General features: G+C 71.8%; 16 protein-coding genes. 7 read left to right on the top strand and 9 right to left on the bottom strand.

The features are described from left to right. Positions 1-99 precede the first annotated feature (99 nt). On the top strand, positions 100-705 hold the full coding sequence (locus tag ACBI99_RS18510) for a copper resistance protein CopC (RefSeq protein WP_375072849.1): 606 nt from the start codon (positions 100-102) through the stop codon (positions 703-705). Positions 706-727: 22 nt separating this feature from the next. On the opposite strand, the gene ACBI99_RS18515 is transcribed toward ACBI99_RS18510, so the two are convergent. Continuing rightward, a complete protein-coding gene (locus ACBI99_RS18515) occupies positions 728-1960 on the bottom strand; it encodes an MFS transporter (protein ID WP_375072850.1) in 1233 nt (410 codons plus the stop codon). Between the two features lie 5 nt (positions 1961-1965). Further along, positions 1966-3057, bottom strand: coding sequence for a PLP-dependent cysteine synthase family protein (locus ACBI99_RS18520; protein WP_375072851.1), 1092 nt, complete (start codon positions 3055-3057; stop codon positions 1966-1968). Between the two features lie 299 nt (positions 3058-3356). Here ACBI99_RS18520 and ACBI99_RS18525 point away from each other — a divergent pair, with 299 nt between their 5' ends. Both ACBI99_RS18525 and ACBI99_RS18530 read left to right on the top strand, forming a co-directional pair. After that, positions 3357-3533 carry a hypothetical protein gene (locus tag ACBI99_RS18525; protein ID WP_357592259.1) on the top strand — a complete coding sequence of 59 codons (177 nt, stop codon included), beginning with the start codon at positions 3357-3359 and terminating at the stop codon, positions 3531-3533. A 234-nt stretch (positions 3534-3767) separates the two neighbouring features. Then, a complete protein-coding gene (locus ACBI99_RS18530; RefSeq protein ID WP_375072852.1) occupies positions 3768-4478 on the top strand; it encodes a helix-turn-helix domain-containing protein in 711 nt (236 codons plus the stop codon). Here ACBI99_RS18530 and ACBI99_RS18535 read toward each other — a convergent pair. After that, positions 4460-5038 (bottom strand): dihydrofolate reductase family protein, encoded by a 579-nt coding sequence (locus ACBI99_RS18535; protein WP_219517019.1) that lies wholly within the window; start codon positions 5036-5038, stop codon positions 4460-4462. The genes ACBI99_RS18530 and ACBI99_RS18535 overlap by 19 nt on opposite strands. A gap of 282 nt (positions 5039-5320) precedes the next feature. On the opposite strand from ACBI99_RS18535, the gene ACBI99_RS18540 reads away from it, so the two are divergent. Then, a complete protein-coding gene (locus tag ACBI99_RS18540; RefSeq protein WP_375072853.1) occupies positions 5321-6040 on the top strand; it encodes an SDR family NAD(P)-dependent oxidoreductase in 720 nt (239 codons plus the stop codon). Positions 6041-6050: 10 nt separating this feature from the next. Here ACBI99_RS18540 and ACBI99_RS18545 read toward each other — a convergent pair whose 3' ends face one another. Then, positions 6051-6737: an MBL fold metallo-hydrolase gene (locus ACBI99_RS18545; protein WP_375072854.1), complete on the bottom strand. Its 687-nt coding sequence runs from the start codon at positions 6735-6737 to the stop codon at positions 6051-6053. 140 nt (positions 6738-6877) lie between these two features. On the opposite strand from ACBI99_RS18545, the gene ACBI99_RS18550 reads away from it, so the two are divergent. From ACBI99_RS18550 to soxR, 3 genes are all read left to right on the top strand, one after another. Further along, positions 6878-7843, top strand: coding sequence for a LysR family transcriptional regulator (locus ACBI99_RS18550; protein WP_375072855.1), 966 nt, complete (start codon positions 6878-6880; stop codon positions 7841-7843). 65 nt (positions 7844-7908) lie between these two features. Further along, a complete protein-coding gene (locus ACBI99_RS18555; protein WP_375072856.1) occupies positions 7909-9396 on the top strand; it encodes an MFS transporter in 1488 nt (495 codons plus the stop codon). A 27-nt stretch (positions 9397-9423) separates the two neighbouring features. Further along, complete coding sequence (gene soxR, locus ACBI99_RS18560; protein ID WP_308126238.1) at positions 9424-9897, top strand: redox-sensitive transcriptional activator SoxR; 474 nt, start codon at positions 9424-9426, stop codon at positions 9895-9897. A gap of 33 nt (positions 9898-9930) precedes the next feature. Here soxR and ACBI99_RS18565 read toward each other — a convergent pair whose 3' ends face one another. From ACBI99_RS18565 to ACBI99_RS18585, 5 genes are all read right to left on the bottom strand, one after another. After that, the gene (locus ACBI99_RS18565; protein ID WP_375072857.1) at positions 9931-10914 is read right to left on the bottom strand and encodes a hypothetical protein; all 984 of its coding nucleotides are present in this window, start codon (positions 10912-10914) and stop codon (positions 9931-9933) included. A gap of 75 nt (positions 10915-10989) precedes the next feature. Continuing rightward, entirely contained in the window at positions 10990-12198 is a 1209-nt protein-coding gene (locus ACBI99_RS18570) for a flavin-dependent oxidoreductase (RefSeq protein ID WP_219518761.1), read from the bottom strand. Positions 12199-12241: 43 nt separating this feature from the next. After that, a complete protein-coding gene (locus tag ACBI99_RS18575; protein WP_375072858.1) occupies positions 12242-13201 on the bottom strand; it encodes an ABC transporter substrate-binding protein in 960 nt (319 codons plus the stop codon). A 155-nt stretch (positions 13202-13356) separates the two neighbouring features. Beyond that, entirely contained in the window at positions 13357-14145 is a 789-nt protein-coding gene (locus ACBI99_RS18580) for an ABC transporter permease (RefSeq protein ID WP_375072859.1), read from the bottom strand. Further along, positions 14142-14936, bottom strand: a complete 795-nt coding sequence (locus ACBI99_RS18585) for an ABC transporter permease subunit (protein WP_308126239.1) — start codon at positions 14934-14936, stop codon at positions 14142-14144. The genes ACBI99_RS18580 and ACBI99_RS18585 overlap by 4 nt, the downstream gene beginning before the upstream one ends. Between the last annotated feature and the right edge of the window lie 223 nt (positions 14937-15159).

Raw genomic sequence — 15159 nt, forward strand, 5'->3', positions numbered from 1 at the left:
CGCCTGCCCGGCGGGCGCGCGGCGATCACGCCGTGCCCGGGGCGGGCGTCCGTTCCCTCGCCCGGCATGCTGCTGGGCCCCGCATCCTTCGGAGTCCCTTTGACTCACCTGTACACGTTCATCCGGCGGGCTGTGGCCGCGGCAGCCGGTGCCGCCCTGGTGCTGTCGCTGACCGCGCCTGCCGCGCTGGCGCACGACCGGCTCAAGTCCAGCTCACCCGCCGACAAAGCCAAGATCGAGCGCCTGGAGATGATCGAGCTCGAATTCACCTCGCGCATGACCATGCCGATCGTCGTCCTGGAAGGACCCGGCGGCAAGCCCGTACCGATCAGCAAGCCGCGGGCGGAGGGCACGACGGTGTCCGCTCGTCCCGAGGGGGAGCTCGCGGATGGCCGGTACCGGATCGCCTGGCGGGTGGTCTCCTCCGACGGCCACCCCATCGAGGGCGAGCTGCGCTTCACCCTCGCCGCGCCACCGACCACGGAGAGCCCCACCCCCAGCGCCTCCGACGTGCCGGCCGCGCCCTCGCAGCCGGCGCCATCCGTTGACCCTCCATCCCCGGCCGAGGCGCAGCCCGCTGCCGCCGAGGGCGGCGCGGGCGTGCCCGGCTGGCTGCTGATCGCCGCCGTGGTGCTCCTGCTCGCGGGGGCGGCGGTCTTCCTCGTCGGCCGCCGCAGCCGGAGCTCCGGCCCGGGCGGCACCTGACCGGCACCCGGGCCGGTTCCGGTCAGCCGGTGACGACCGGACCGGCCACCGGCAGCCGGCTGCGCCGATCCAGGTGACGGACGGCCGCCGCGGAGGCGAACCCCGCGGCGGCCAGCAGCACCCACGGCAGCCCGGCCAGCCCGACGGTGCGGCCCGCGTCGACCAGGGCGCCCGCGACCAGGTTCCCGGCCAGGATGCCCACACCGGACAGCAGGTTGTACAGCCCGTAATAGGTGCCGACGAGCCGTTCTCCCGCCATGTCGGCGATGGTGGCCATCTCGAACGGGAAGGCGATCAGCGTCCCGATGGTGAGCAGCAGCGTGCACGCCACCAGCGGCAGCAGCGCCCACCCGGTGGGCAGGGCCAGGCCGGCTGTCATGGCCGGGTACAGGAACGCGACCCCCATGAGCGCCAGGCCGCGGCTGATCGCCTGCCCCCGGCGCCAGCGGGCCGAGCACCAGGCGGTCAGGCGCACCTGAGCGGCGATGCCCAGCAGTGCCGACAGCGCGTACAGGACCATGACGCCCGTCTCACCGCCGCCGAGCCGGGCCACTTCGAGCGGCAGGGCCAGATACATCTGGTACGACAGCGCGTACGAGGCGATCATCGCGGCGGCGAACGACACGAACGTCCGATCGCCGAACGCCCGGCGCCAGTCGTTCAGCACCGGCGGCCGTCCGGTCACGGGCGCACGCCGGGCCGGCAGCCACACGCCCTGCAGCACGGTCAGCACCGCGAAGATCCCCGCGGCGGACAGGCACACGGCGGTGAATCCGGCGTTCAGCAGCGCGAAGCCCACCAGCGGGCCGAGCAGGATGCCGCCCTGGTAGAACACGTTGAACACGGCGAACGCGGCCACCTTGCGCTCACCTGCCTCGCACGCCAGGCAGGCGCGCGCCGCCGGGTTGAACAGCGCCCCGGCGAACCCCGTCACAGCCGCCGCGACGAGAAGCCAGGGCAGCGAGGTGCTCAGCCCGAACAGGGCGAAGCCGACGGTACGCAGCCCGCACCCCAGCATGATCAGCGGTTTGTGCCCGAGCCGGTCCGCCAGGGTGCCGCCGATCAGGAACAGGCCCTGCTGGCTCATGTTCCGCAGGCCCAGGACGAGCCCGATCGTCCAGGCGGCCAGACCGGCGCCGGCCGACAGGTGCTGGGCGAGGTAGGGCATGAGCATGTAGAAGCCGAGGTTGATGCCCGCCTGGTTGATCTGCAGGAGCTGGACGGGCCGGTCGAAGGAGCGGAACTCCGCCAGCATGCCCCTCATCGGGTGCCCGCCAGCGGGTCGGTCACGTGGGTGCAGCGCGTCCAGCGGTGCACCTCCCGCTCGGACGGCGCGTGCACCACGTCCGGTTCGTCGGCCGGGACGGTCCCGAGCAGGCCGTGAGCCTGGCCGTAGGCGTCGTCGAAGACGGTGTTCCAGTAGCGCCAGGGCCCGTCGGGAAGGACGGCGACGATGGTCCGGCCGGGCTGGGTGCGGGCCAGCCAGCGGGCCACGAGCGTGACGGCGCCGGTGCTCCAGCCGCCCGAGACGTAGTGCTGGGCGGCCAGCGTCCGGCAGGCCCAGACCGCTTCGGCCGGGGCCACCCAGTGGATCTCGCTGAAGGCGTCGTAGGCGACGTTGCGCGGATGGATGCTGGAGCCGAGCCCGCGCATCAGCCGCGGCCGGGCGGGCTGGCCGAAGATGGTCGAGCCCACCGTGTCGACGCCGACGAGCCGCAGGTCCGGGAAGTGGCGGCGCAGGACGCCGAAGATGCCCGCGCTGTGCCCGCCGGTGCCGACCGAGCACACCAGCGTGTCGATCTGCGGCAGCTGGTTCAGCAGCTCGTGGGCCAGCCCGGCGTAGGCGTCCACGTTGTCCGGGTTGTTGTACTGGTCGGGACAGTAGGCGCCAGGATCCTCGTCCAGCAGGCGCCGCACCCGTTCGCGGCGGGCCTGCTGCCATCCTCCGGCGGGGTGCGGCTCGGTGACGATCTCCAGACGTACGCCGTAGGCGGTGAGCAGCCGGCACATGAGCGGCTCCATCCCGGGATCGCCCACCAGGACGACCGGATGGCCGAACACGATGCCGGCCAGCGCGAGGCCGAGCCCGAGGGTTCCGCTGGTCGACTCGATGACGGTGGCGCCCGGCCGCAGGTCTCCCCGTGCTCTCGCCTGGCGGACCATGTGCAGGGCGGGGCGGTCCTTGATGCCGCCGGGATTGAAGCCTTCGAGCTTGGCCCAGAACCCTCCGCCGCCCGGCACGAACGGCTCGGAGATGAAGGCCAGCGGGGTGTTTCCGACCGAGAGAGAAAGTGTGGAGAATCCGATGGGCGGCGCCTCTTTCGGGCGCGCGAAAATCGCCGGTGATGACATGGGTACGATCCCCGAAGTGAATGGCAATTGTTCACGACATACCGCGAACAATGACGGACAGTTGACGACTCAAGACGTCGCGTGTCCTATATGCGCATCACGCAGAGGTCTTCCCGATAGGGCGCGGTAAGGCGGATTGTTGCTTCTGGGGGGCCGGCGACCGAGGCAGCAGCGGGAGGGTGAGAGACGGCGGCGGCCGAGTGCGCGGGCGCGCCGGCCGGTGGGCTCGCCGGACTGACCGCCGAGCAGTTCTGCTCCGTGCCGTGCTGGTGTCCCACCGGCAGCTGACGATGCCGGCAGTGCGCGTCGTGATCAGCGGTGACGACGCCCGCGTGGGCGCTGTGGCCGGCCTGCTCGGACAGCTCCACGGCCGCGCACGCGCCGCCGTGGGCGAACACCGCACCGAGGACCATGACGATCACGAGCAGCGCGTGCCCCGCCAGTCGCCCGGCGGCGGAGGTGGCCGGGCGGCGTGAACGAGCCGTTCGTGTCGCGAGCATCACCGGTGATGATGCCCGGAAAACCGCCCGGCGCGCCCGGCGATCGCAAAGCTTCAGGTAAAACTCCCGCCGTCGTCGCCATATCCCTTCGACATCGGAGAAGGTCGTCGTGCAGAAAGGAAATATCCACTGCCGCCTGCGAATTCCCGCTGACATGAGGTGAGAAGGGCCCTGGACCACGGAGAACGCGAGGCGACGTATCCTTCCCCCGTGGGGCTGCGGTTCAAGACGCGCGAATCGGACTCGGCATGGGTCGACACCGTGTGGACGTGCACGAGCGAGCAGGTCACCGCGATGACGTCGGTAGCGGGCGCGCGCTGGGGCCTGGTGTTCTGGGAGCACGCCGGCCGGTCGTACGCGGGCATCACCGGTCCGGAGACCCGGACCGGCACGGCGCCGGTGCCGGAGGGCGCCACCTTCACCGGCATCGAGTTCGCCGTGGGCACCTCGCTGCGGGCCGTGCCCACGCCGGCGCTGGTCGACGGCGGCATCGTACTTCCCGACACCTCGCGCCGGACGTTCCGGCTGGACGGCACGCGCTGGGAGAGGCCTGGCCCCGACGACGCCGAGGCTCTGGCCGGACGTCTCGTCCGGGCCGGGATCGTGGTCCGTGACCCGCTCTGCGCCGAGGTGCTGCGGGGTCACCGTCCCGCCGTCTCAGGGCGCACGGTCGAACGCCGGTTCCGCACCGCGACCGGACTGACGCAGGGCGCCGTCCGGCAGATCGAGCGCGCCCGTACGGCGGCGCACCTGCTGACCGCCTGCGCCCCGGCCGCCGACGTCGTCGCCAAGCTCGGCTACTGCGACGAGCCGCACCTGGCCCGGGCCCTGCGCTCCTACGTCGGACGCACCGCCGGGCAACTGCGCGAGGGCGCCGGCGGCGCGATCGCCCTCGACCTGGATCAGCGCCTGACGTCGTAGACCAGCTTCAGGATCCCGTTGGAGTAGCTCTCCGATTCGCGCAGCGTCAGCAGGTTCTTGTCCCGATCGGCCCGGCCGAACAGGCTCTTCCCGGCGCCGAGCAGCACGGGAAACACGAGCAGGTTGTACTGGTCGATCAGATCCGCGTCCGACAGCCGCCTGGCCAGCTCCGCGCTCCCGTGGATGAAGATCGCGCCGCCCTCGCCCTTCTTGAGCGCGGCGACGTCCTCGGCCGAGCGCAGAATCGTGGTCGGCCCCCACCCGTCGACGATCGCGTCGTCGGACAGCGTGGCCGACACCACGTACTTGGGCAGCTCCTTGTAGGCGGCGTGGTCCTGCGAGCCGGGCCAGACCGCTGAGAACGCCTCGTAACTGCGGCGACCGAACATCAACGCCGTCGTGTCGGCGAGCTCCTCACCCTTCAGCGACCACGCTTCGGGGACGAAGTCGAGGTCCTTGAACACCCACCCGCCGCTGCGGTGCTCCTCTCCCGGCCCGCCGCCGGGCGAGTCCACGACGCCGTCGAGCGACATGAAACCGGTGTAGACCAACTTACGCACTGTGCTGTCTCCTCATACGCGGGCGAACTGCCGGGTCCACACGGTAGACCACGGCTGCGGTCGCTGTCTTGAACGAAACCGACAGCGCAGCCCGGCCGCGTACCTGACCACCGCCGGGCCCGGGCGGATGTCCGGAATGTGCAAGGGGCCCGGTCTCCCCGGGGAAAGACGCCGCCGGCCCCTCCGGGATTGGATTCGGGCAACCGTACGGACGGATTCGAGGCGCTGCCGCGCGGACTGGAGCGGATCGACGTTGAGGGCACGACCTGAGGAGCGGCGTACATGAGCGGGGAGTTCGCGGGGCGGCGGGCGTTCGTGACCGGGGGCACCTCGGGGATCGGCGCGGCCACGGCCGTGCTCCTCGCCGAGCAGGGCGCCGAGGTGATCGCGCTCGGACTGCCGCCCGCCGACCCCGCCGACCTGCCCGCCCACCCGCGCGTCCGCGTCGTGGAGCACGACGTGCTGGACCGCGCCGGGCTGAGCGGGCTGCTGTCCACGGGCGGGCCGCTGGACGTCCTGGTGAACTGCGCGGGCGTCAGCCACGACCGCGAGGAGTACGACCTGGCCCGCTGGCAGCGGGTCATCGAGATCAACCTCACCGCCACCATGGTCGCCTGCGAGGCCGCCCGCCCGTCCCTGGCCGGGAGCGGCGGCGCCATCGTGAACGTCTCGTCCATGTTCGCCTTCTTCGGAAGCCGGGACCGGCCCGCCTACAGCGCGAGCAAGGGCGGGGTCTCCCAGCTCACCAGGTCGCTGGCGGCCGAGTACGCCTCCGACGGCATCAGGGTCAACGCCGTCGCCCCCGGCTTCGTGATCACCCCGCTGGCCCGGGGCGTCCTCGACGACCTCCGGGCCACGGCGCAGGTCCTGGCCCGCATCCCGGCCGGGCGCCTCGGGCGGCCGGGTGAGGTCGCCTCGGTGGTGGCGTTCCTGTGCTCGGCGGCGGCCTCGTACGTCACCGGCGCGGTCGTCCCCGTGGACGGCGGCTACCTGGCGGTGTGACCCGCCACCGCTAGTGCGCTGACAGGGCCGCCTTCCCGAGCGCGGCCCGCGCGTCCGTGACGGGGTCGCCGTGCCCCACGCAGGCCACCTCCGTGTCGAGGTCCGCGAGCCGCCGGAACGAGCGGAGCATCTCGTGGCGGTCCATGTTGAACACCCCGGGCATGACCTGCCCGTCGACGTGCGCCACGGTGTCGCCGGTGAACAGCACCCCCGCCCGGGGCAGGTGCACGGCGATGCTGCCGGCGGTGTGCCCGGGGGTGGCGATCACGTGGGCGCCGCCGCCGAAGGCGATCAGGTCGCCGTCCTCCAGCTCCCGATCCAGCCGGCACGGCGGGGCCGGCGGCAGCAGGTGGGCGCCGAGGCTGCGGTGCAGCGCTCGCTCCTCGTCGGTGAAGTTCGGCGGCGGCGCGGGCACCTCGCCCCTGATCACCGGCGCCTCCGCCCGGTGGGCCAGCACCTCCACCTCGCCCCACGCCGCGACCGCCGCCGCGCCGCCGCAGTGGTCCTCGTGGTAGTGGGTGAGCACGACCCGGCGTACGGCGTCCGTACGCAGGCCGAGCCGGCCGATCGCCTCGGCGATCGCGTCACCGCTGGTGGCGATGCCCGTGTCGACCAGCGTGAGCGTGCCCGCGTCGTTCCACAGGTACGCCTGCCCGAACGCAAGCCGCAGCAGGTGCAGCTCCGGACGGATCTCCACGATCTCCACTGTTCCGCCTCCCAACGCCGCGAGCAGCCTTCCTGCGTCGCGACGACCAGGTAACCCGGTCGGCGCCGTCCGCGTCCAACAGCCATCCGCGCCGGATTGACAACTGGTGGTTGTCAATCCATGCTCCTGGCGTGGACGCGAACATCTCCGGCCTGCGCGCCTTCGTGGTGACCGCGGAAGAGCTGCACTTCGGCAGGGCGGCAGCGCGCCTGTTCGTCACGCAGCAGGCGCTGTCGAAGCGCATCCGCAGACTGGAGGAGGGGCTGGGCGCCGCGCTGTTCGAGCGGACCACCCGGTCCATCCGCCTGACGGACGCGGGGCGGAGCTTCCTGCCTGCGGCGGCCGAGGCGGTGGCGGCCTTCGACCGGGCCGTCGAGGCGGTCCGCGAGGCCGCCGACCCGGTCCGGGTGGACATCTACGACGAGCGGTTCACGCCGCTGCGCCTGGTGCGGGAGGCCAGCGAGCGCGACCCCCGGCTGCGGGTGGAGCTCAGCATGCGGCAGGGGCTGGCGGTCGCGCTGCCCGCGCTGCGCAGGCAGGAGATCGACGCGGCCTTCGGGCGGGTGCACGACCTGCCCGGGCCGTGGCCGCCGGAGCTGGCGTACCGGCTCGTGCGCGTGGAGCCGCTGGCCGCGTTCGTACCGGAGGACCACGCGCTCGCGGGACGGAGCGAGCTGCGCCCGGCGGACCTGCGGGCGGGAGGCATCGCCATGCCGGACCCGGCGGGCGCGGAGGAGTGGCGCGGCTACCTGGAACGCCTCGCCGCCAGGCTCGGCGTGCCGCTGCGCTTCAACGTGCCCGCGATCGGCGTGCAGCACCTGGTGGAGCAGTTCCTGGGCGAGAAGAGCGCCGTCGGGCTGGGCGAGATGAGCATCGACGCCGCCGGGAGCGGGCTGCGCCGGATCCCGATCGTCGAGCCGACGCCTCTGCTGCCGTGGTCGGTGGTCTGGCACCGGCGCAATCCCCGCCCGCTCCTGCGCTCCCTGCTCGCCCAGCTCCGGCCCGCCCGCCTGCCCGACCCGGCCGACCCGCGCCAGTGGGTCCCCGACATCGACCACGTGGCGCCGGGGCGGCCGGCGGCTGACCAGGGGAGTTGACCTCAACTTCGGTTGAACTGATGGGCTGTTCGCCCTCCGACCCAAGACCAGGGAGAGCGAGCAGCATGGACCCCACCACAGACGCGTCCCCCGCTTCGGCCGTCAGGGACCGGCCGTCACCGCTGACACTTCCCGTAGTCCTCGCCGGCGTCGTCCTGGTGGCGATGTCCATCTCGGGAACCGCGGTCGCGCTGCCGAGCATGGGACGTGATCTCGATGCCTCCGGATCGGCGTTGAACTGGGTCGTCGCCGGATACAACCTCGCCTTCGCCGCGATGACCCTCGTCGCGGGCTCGGCCGCCGACCGCGTGGGCCGCCGCCGGGTGTTCCTCGGCGCGGCGCTGGTCTTCGCGGCCGGGTTCCTCGTGACGGCGCTGAGCCCGGCGATCGTCGTCACCGACCTCGCCCGGATCGTCTCCGGCGCGGGCGGGGCCGGGATCATGGCGGCCGGCGGCGCCATCCTCGCCTCCAGCTACGACGGTGCCGCCCGTAACCGCGCCTTCGCGCTGATGGGGACCATGGCCGGGATCGGCATCGCCATCGGCCCCACCCTGACGGGCTTCCTGATCACCGCCACCGGATGGCGGGGCAGCTTCGCGATCTTCACGGCGATCGGCCTGCTGATCGCCCTCGGCTCGACCCGTACCCGCGAGTCACGGGCCGACAGCGCCGGCCCGATCGACCGGGCGGGCAACGCGCTGTTCGTCGCCGCGCTGGCCCTGCTCATGTTCACGCTTCTGGAGGCGCCCGCGCTCGGCTGGACCCACCCGGTCATCCTGGTCACCGGGATCACCGGCCTGGCCATGTTGGCGATCTTCAGTGCCGGGCAGCGGCGTAGCGCCGCACCGGTGCTGGCCCCATCGCTGGTGGCCAACCGCGGCTTCCTGGGCTGGAGCCTCGCGACGCTGACCACCTCGATCGGGTTCCTCGGCGTCCTGGTCTTCCTGCCCACCTACCTCCAGGCGACGGGCGGGTTCTCCCCGGCAGCCGCAGGAGTGGTCATGCTGCTGCTGACGGCTCCCGTCCTGTTCACGCCCATGGTCGCGGTGACCCTGGTGAACAGAGGGGTCGCCGCCCGCCTCCTCATCATGGTGGCGCTGGTGCTGGTCGTGGCCGGGAACCTGCTGCTCACCGGGCTGAACGCCGACGACACGGTCACGGCCGTCGCGGCGCCGCTGCTGATGATCGGCATCGGCATGGGGGCCTCCTTCGGCATCACCGACGGCCAGGCCATGGCCCTGGTCCCAGCGGACATCGTCGGCATGGCCACGGGATTCCTCAACACCCTGCGCGGAGCGGCCGAGGCGCTCGTGATCGCCGCGTTCGGCGCCTCGCTCGCCGGCCTCCTGACGGTCAGGCTCGGCGACGCCGGCGACGCCGCCGCGGTCAGCGCCGGACGCCTGGCCGGCGGAGCCGGGGCGGCCGCGCAACTGGACGCGTTCACCTGGGCCTGGCAGGTGACCCAGCTCGGCGTCGCCCTGCTCAGTCTCGTCCTGTCGATCGTCGTGGGGGTGCTGCTCCTCAGCGCCCCACGCTCGCACCATCACGCCTGATCACCCCTCCCTCGAAGGAGAGACGCCGTGCGCGCCAGTCCGGACGATCCCCTCACCATCGGCGAGGTCATGCGCCGGACCGGCGTGCCCGCCTCCGCGCTGCGCTTCTACGAGCGCAAGGGGCTGATCTTCAGCGAACGCGGCACCGGCAACCAGCGGATCTTCTCCCGCCACATGCTGCGCCGGATATCGCTGATCATCGTGGCCAAGCGGCTGGGCATCCCGCTGTCGGACGTCGCCGACGTCTTCGCCACCCTGCCTGCCGACCGCGCCCCCACCCACAGGGACTGGCAGCGGGTCTCCCGGGTGTGGAAGAAGCAACTGGAGGAACGCCGCCGGGCTCTCGAACGCCTTGAGCACGAGCTCACCGGGTGCATCGGCTGCGGCTGCTTGTCCATGAGGGCCTGCCTGCTCCTCAACCCCGACGACGCCCTCCAGGGCAGCGGGCCCGGGCCGGTACGGCTCCAGCAGTCCGGCGCCCCTGATGGCCCGGCTTGGTGAGGATGCGCCGCTGACACTCCGGCCACCACCCGGTCAGGGGCCGGCCCGGCGGACCCGTGCGAGCAGCACCACGAACGCGGTCCCGAACAACGCCCCCGCGGCCGCCCACAGCGGGTTTCCGGTGAGTGCGCCGAACAGCACGGCCAGCGCCGCCTGTGCCAGCCCGGCGCCGAGCACGAACGCCACCGCGTCGCGCGGCCCGATCGGCCCACGCCGGACCGCCGACCACAGCACGCCACCGCCGACCACGGCACCGTACGCCGGCAGGCACGGCCACGGCACCCGCGAGAGAGCCAGCAGTTGCAGGACGAGGAACAGCGCCACGAACACGACCGCGCCGAGTCCGGCCGCCCACCACGGCCGGCCGGCCCCCGCGACCGGGTCCGGCCGCGCCGATCGGCGCGCGACCGCCGCCACCGAGCACAGCGCCACCGCCGCCCCCAGCACCACCGCGGCGTGAACGGCGAACGTCGAGGCAGGCTGGGTGCGCACGTCCTCGCCGATGATCAGGAACCGCCCGGCCCCCAGGGCGGCGACGAGGACGCCCAGCGCCCACGTGACCGGCAGCGGCAGCCACGGGCGTCCCGCCTGCCGGGTGAACACGTGCTCGGTCAGCAGGATCGGGGTCAGCACGGAGAAGAGCCCGTGCCACGGCACGATGAACACGAGCCACGGGATCCGCAGCCCGGCCACCAGGCCGTACGCCGCCCAGGTGTCGTCCTGGACGCCCAGCGGGTGGTACAGCGACTCCGTGAGCAGGCCCTCGTTGTAGAGCCCGTACACCAGGCCGAGGCAGAACAGCCCGAGCAGGCCGATCCGGGCGCGGACGGCGACCTCCCGGATCACCAGCACCGGTATCCCGTACAGGACGAGGACGTAGGCGGCGAACGTGCCCGGCGCCAGGAAGCCGATCAGCGAGGTGGCCCCACTGAGCACCTCGGCCAGCAGCGGCGCGGACACCACCAAGAACAGGACCGGCGGCCACACGCGGCCGTTCAGCAGCGTAGGAACCTTCATGGCGCCGACGTTAGGAGTCGCACCGGCGCCCGCGCGTCCCCCTCAGGCCATACGGGGTTCGGCCGCCGGTACGCCTCAGGTCGTACGCCGGTGCCGTGGCAGGGGCGGAGGCTCCGCGGACCAGCTGCGGCGCGCGTTCAGGGTGGCGGGTTCGAAGCCGGCCAGCCGTTTGTAGTGCAGGGCGATCTCCTCGCGTTCGGTGAGGGGCAGAACCGCTTCGATGTCGGCGAACCCGTGGGGGGCGCGCTCGTGGGCCAGGCGCAGGATGATCTCGGGGCCGTCCTGGCGGTTGGCCAGCACGATGCGGTTCGTGACAGGGCGGCGCTCGTCCTCGTAGAACTTCAGGCCCCGGCCGGTGGCCAGGGCGTAGGCGAGCACCCGGGCGTCGATGACGGCCTGGGTGCCGCCGTTGGACCCGGTGGGATACATCGGGTGAGCGGCATCGCCGATCAGGGTGACGTCGCCGGTCGACCAGTGGGGCAGCGGGTCGCGGTCCACCAGCGGGTACTCGTACACCTTCGTCGCCGCGGCGACGAGCTCGCTGATGTCGAGCTCGTCGCAGTGCCAGTCCTGGACGTGGGGGAGGATCTTGTCCACGCTGACGGGCTGGTTCCAGTCGCCGCGCGGGGTCGATTCGGGGGCCTGGTGCTGGACGGCCCAGTTGATCAGCTGGTTCCCGTCCTCGTCGGGCGCGATCGGGTAGATGACGATCTTCGTCGCCCCGTCACCGGCCATGATCATGGATCGGCCGGTCATGAACGGGGCCCGGTAGGTGGTGCCGCGCCACAGCACGTGCCCGCCCCACAGAGGTTCGCCCTCGCCGGGGAACAGGGCCTGCCGCACGCTGGAGCGGATGCCGTCGGCGCCCACGAGCAGGTCGGCGTCATGGTGGAGTCCGGTCACGGGGGAGCCGGTGACGACGGCGCCGGCGCCCAGGCGTTCGCGGACCGCTCGCAGGAGCATGAGCTGCAGGCGGCCGCGGTGGATGGAGTACTGCGGCCAGGCGTAGCCGGCCTGCCGTCCGCGTGGCTCGCTCCAGATGCGCTGGCCGTACCGGTTGATGAAGGTCAGGTCGGCCGTCTCGACGCCGATCTCCGCCAGGCGATCGCCCAGGCCGAGTTCGATGAGCTCGCGTACGGCGTGCGGCAGGATGTTGATGCCCACGCCCAGCGGCTGGATGTCCTCGACGGCTTCGTGGACGACCACGTCGGTGATCCCGGCGGCGTGCAGGCTCAGAGCCGTGCTCAGCCCGGCTATCCCGGCGCCGGCGATCTTCACGCGCATGGCTCGGCCTCCCGCGGGTGAGGCGTGGGTGGTGGGGTGGTGCTCATGACGTGCCTGCCGTCAGGAGCAAGGAGGAGACGTCGAGCTTCTCCTTCAGGTAGCCGAACTCGAGCATGAGGTCGGCCACCCGCTGGAGCCGGCCCTTGTCGACCGAGGTGGAGTAGCCGCCGAGGCGCATGAGGTCGGCCGTCGCCTTGTCGATCTTGGTGTACTTGAGGATGGCGGCCTTCGCGTCGGCGGAGTTCGAGATGGCCGTGGTCGTGGCCTGCTGCAGGCCGCGCTGGAAGGCCGCGACGGTCTTGGGGTGCTGCTGGGCGAACTGGTCGGTGACCACGTAGCCGGCCATCGGCCACTTGGCCGTCGCCGCGGTGAACAGCTCCGACAACTGGCGGGCACCGCTGTCCTCGGCCGCCGTCTGCCAGAAGGGCTCGGGCAGGACGGCGGCGTCCACGAGCCCGCTGTCGAGCGCGCCGGCCATCTGCGGGAAGGGCTGCTCGACGAACTTGACGTCGTCCGGTGCCAGCCCGGCAGTCTTCAGCAGTGCGCTGACGGCGAGGGTGGCGACGTTGTTGAGGGTGTTGACGCCGACCTTCTTCCCCTTGAGGTGGGCCAGCGTCGTGATGGGGGAGTCGCGCTTGGTCATGAGGACGAAGTTGCCGTCCTGGGCGACGTAGGCCTCGCCGATGACCTTGGGCTTGGCCACGCCGAGGCCGGCGGCGAGCATCGCCGAGACGTAGTTGCTGTGCAGGACGTCCAGCTTGCCGCTGAGCAGGTCCGGCATCGCGGCCGCGCCGCCCTGGATGATCTCGACCTTGACGGTGAGGCCCTGCGCTTCGAAGTAGCCCTTGTCGATGCCGATCTGGATGGGGGCGACTTCCGGCAGGGGGAGCATGCCGAGGGTGATGGTGCTCTTCTCCAGCCCGGCCTTTCCGGTGGTCGGGTCACCGCCGCAGCCTGCGGCAACCACGGCGATGACGGTGAGTAAGAGCGCGCGAATGCGCATGCGACAGCTTTTGGGTCCGGACATGAACGCTCCAAAGAAAGGGGAAAACGTCAGATGGCCAGCAGTTCCATTGGGCGACTTTGCCATTCGGGTCGTCTTTTCGCGACACGATTTCGGCGACGATTATTGTGTCGGCGGACGTGGCGGGGTGCCGGTCAGGTGGTGGTGTGCGCGGGGTGCCGGCTCAAGGCCCGGCGTTCCAGCAGGAGGAAGGCCTGGTTGAGCAGATAGCCCAGGACGCCGAGCAGGACAATGGCGGCCCACATGCCCGGCAGGTCGAAGGCGCGCTGCGCGGCACGCAGCTGGAAGCCGATGCCCTCGGTGCTGAAGAACTCGGCGATCACCATGAGGATGAGCGCGAGCGACAGGCTGACGCGTAACCCGGCGAGGATCTTGGGTGCCGCCGAGGGCAGCAGGACCCGCAGCAGCCGCTGCGTCCGGGACAGCTTGAAGACCTGGGCGGAGTCCAGGTGGAGCGGGTCGACGTTGCGGGCGCCGTCGGCGGCGTTGATCAGGACCGGCCAGATGATGCCGCAGGTGATGGTCGCGATCTGCATGCGGGTGCCCGTGGAGAACAGGGCCAGGAACATGGGCAGCAGAGCCGGTGGCGGCAGCGCGCGGCCGAACTGGATGATCGGGTCGAGGAACCTGGACAGCAGCGGCGACCGGCCGAGCGCGATCCCGGCGAGGACGCCGATGATCCCGGCCAGCGCCCATCCGGCCAGCAGCCTGGAGAGGCTGTGCGGAGCGTTGTCCAGAGCCATGGCGCTGAGCCAGAGCCTGCTGGGCGGGCCGTCGAACCACAGCTCCCGCATGCGCTGGGCGATCGCCGTGGGCGGCGGGAAGTACGGGTGCCGCATGAGCCGGGTGGTCAGTTCCCAGACGCCCAGGACGACCGGGACGAGCCACAGCCGAGCCAGGGCGGTGAGCAGCGGTCTGATCATCGCTCTGCCCTCGCTGCGGTGTGCCAGGGCAGCAGACGCCGGGAGGCGAGGACGAGCAGCCCGTTGGTGAGCAGGCCCAGCGCTCCGGCCCAGATGGTGGCGGCGATGGTCAGCCGCAGGCCGTCCGGGCTGCTCTCGGCCAGGATGATGAAATGGCCGATGCCGCGCGTGCCGCCGGCCAGCAGTTCGGTGCTCACCGCCAGGATGAGGGCGATCGCCGCCGCCACCCGGATCCCGGTCGCGATGAACGGCGCCGCGCTGGGCAGGCTGACCCGCCACAGCACCGACAACGGGCCGAACCCGAAGGCTCGCAGCGTGTCCTTGGCGAGCGGGTCGGTCTCACGCAGGCCGTAGAGGGTGTTGAGGAGGATCGGCCAGGCCGACGCGTACACGATCATCGCCACCTTCATCTCCAGGCGGTCGGCGAAGACGAAGGCGGCCAGCGGGATGAGCGCCACCGACGGGATCGGCCGCAGGAACTCGATCACGGGACGCAGCGCCCGTTCGAGCGGCGGGAGGCTGCCGAGCAGCACTCCGGCGGGGACGGCGAGGGCCACGGCGGCCAGCAGCCCCAGCGCCCAGCCGGTGAAGGTGGCCAGGACGTCGGCGAGGAAGCCGGCGTCGCCGGCCAGCGCGGCGGCGGTGACGAGAATCGTCGAGGCGAGCGGGAACTGCAGGGGAGACACCAGGCCGAGCCGGCCTGCGACCTCGGCGAGGCAGACCACGCCGGCGACTCCCGCGACACCGCAGACCACGACGCTCTGGAAAGGGCGCGGGGGGATCAGACCCACGATAACGCCGTCGCACTATTCGTGAAGGATGACATTTCAGCTCTCCCGAGGAGGTGTCCAACCGGATAGGTGAGCAGGGCAGGTGTCAGCGTAACCCGAGCCGACCGTCGCGCTCCTCGTGCGATTTGTGCAGTTTTGCGCGTTCCGTAAATCGTTGTGACTCTTGAAGTATTAGCGATGGCATTTCGGATGTGCTCAAATGCGCGCATCGCAGGGCCGTGAC

Origin of the sequence: Nonomuraea sp. ATR24 (genome assembly GCF_041950485.1) — a bacterium.
Classification (GTDB): Bacteria; Actinomycetota; Actinomycetes; order Streptosporangiales; family Streptosporangiaceae; genus Nonomuraea; species Nonomuraea ceibae.

Coding starts and splice junctions, on each gene's coding strand:
- ACBI99_RS18540 (WP_375072853.1), top strand. CDS start 5,321: ATGAGCGGGGAGTTCGCGGGGCGGCGGGCGTTCGTGACCGGGGGCACC.
- ACBI99_RS18575 (WP_375072858.1), bottom strand. CDS start 13,201: ATGCGCATTCGCGCGCTCTTACTCACCGTCATCGCCGTGGTTGCCGCA.
- ACBI99_RS18580 (WP_375072859.1), bottom strand. CDS start 14,145: ATGATCAGACCGCTGCTCACCGCCCTGGCTCGGCTGTGGCTCGTCCCG.
- ACBI99_RS18520 (WP_375072851.1), bottom strand. CDS start 3,057: ATGTCATCACCGGCGATTTTCGCGCGCCCGAAAGAGGCGCCGCCCATC.
- ACBI99_RS18565 (WP_375072857.1), bottom strand. CDS start 10,914: ATGAAGGTTCCTACGCTGCTGAACGGCCGCGTGTGGCCGCCGGTCCTG.
- ACBI99_RS18570 (WP_219518761.1), bottom strand. CDS start 12,198: ATGCGCGTGAAGATCGCCGGCGCCGGGATAGCCGGGCTGAGCACGGCT.
- ACBI99_RS18515 (WP_375072850.1), bottom strand. CDS start 1,960: ATGCTGGCGGAGTTCCGCTCCTTCGACCGGCCCGTCCAGCTCCTGCAG.
- ACBI99_RS18555 (WP_375072856.1), top strand. CDS start 7,909: ATGGACCCCACCACAGACGCGTCCCCCGCTTCGGCCGTCAGGGACCGG.